This window comes from Rhodococcus sp. IEGM 1351 (genome assembly GCF_030056875.1).
Classification (GTDB): Bacteria; Actinomycetota; Actinomycetes; order Mycobacteriales; family Mycobacteriaceae; genus Rhodococcus_F; species Rhodococcus_F opacus.
On record NZ_JASHKU010000081.1, the window covers coordinates 1 to 1224 of the forward strand.

1 protein-coding gene is annotated in these 1224 nt (G+C 65.1%); it reads right to left on the reverse strand.

Going from position 1 to position 1224, the window contains the following annotated elements; genetic code table 11:
- Nucleotides 1–14 precede the first annotated feature (14 nt).
- Nucleotides 15–1224 (reverse strand): aldehyde dehydrogenase family protein (locus QM806_RS40835; RefSeq protein ID WP_283295034.1); only part of this gene is annotated, 1210 nt, incomplete at its 5' end.

A 1224-nucleotide genomic window follows, 5' to 3' on the forward strand; every position in this document is an offset into this window, starting at 1 on the left:
TCGCCGCATAGTGCTCACCATCGTGTGACGACCAGCTTCTGATCGGTGAAGAAATCCAACGGCGCAGCACCACACACATGCAGGTCACCGTAGAACGAGGCACCGTACCCGCCCATCGTCACATTCGCCGGCGGCGCCGGAAACGCATTGACACCCACATTGCCGGCCCGGATACCCCGCTCGAACTCCGCCGCCACCGCACCAGAGCTGGTGAACACCGCGGCAGCGTTACCGAACTCGGTGTCATTCGACAACGCGATCGCCTCCGCGAGCGTGTCCACCCGATGCACATTGATCACCGGACCGAACAACTCCCGACCCTCCACCCCGTGCCGCGGATCCAAATCGGCAACAATCGTCGGCCCGATGAAATAGCCGTTCTCCGACCCCGCCCCACCCACCGGCTTCACGTTCCGACCATCGAGGACGAACGTCGCACCCAGATCCTCCGCCTCCCCCAGCGCCGCCAGGATCCGCTCCTTGCTCTCGGCGCTGACGACCGGACCCATCGTCACACCCTCGGCCATACCGTCACCGACCACCAACTGATCGGCCAACGCCACCACACGGTCCATCAGATCGCCGTAGACGTCACCGACCACCACCACCCGACTCCCCGCCAGGCACCGCTGACCCGCCATCCCATAGGACGAGGACACGATCCCGGCCGCCGCCCTATCGAGATCCGCATCCGCGGCCACCACGATCGGATTCTTCGCACCACCATTGGCCTGCACCCGCTTCCCCGCTGCCGCCGCCGCCGCATAGATCGCCCGCGCCGTCGGCGACGACGTGATGCACGACACCGCCACCACCGACGGGTGGGCAATCAAATGCTTCACCACATCCGCCCGGCCGTGCACCAAATTCAGCACCCCATCCGGCAGACCCGCCTGCTGCAGCAACCGAATCACCGCGGTGGACGCGAGCGGATCCTGCTCGGACGCCTTGATGATCAACGCATTACCCGTCACCAGAGCCCACGCCGAGAACTGCACCGTGTTCATCACCGGGAAATTCGACGGCGTCACCGCCACACACACCCCCAACGGCTCCCGCACCCGCCGCGCATCCACACCAGTGGTGACGTTCACGGCGTCACTGTGATACAGCATCGGAGCGGCAATCGCCGTCTCCAAGAAATCGACAGCCCGCCCCACCTCACCGCGCGCCTCATCCAACGTCTTACCCTGATCGATCGTGATCGTGCGAGCCAACGACTCG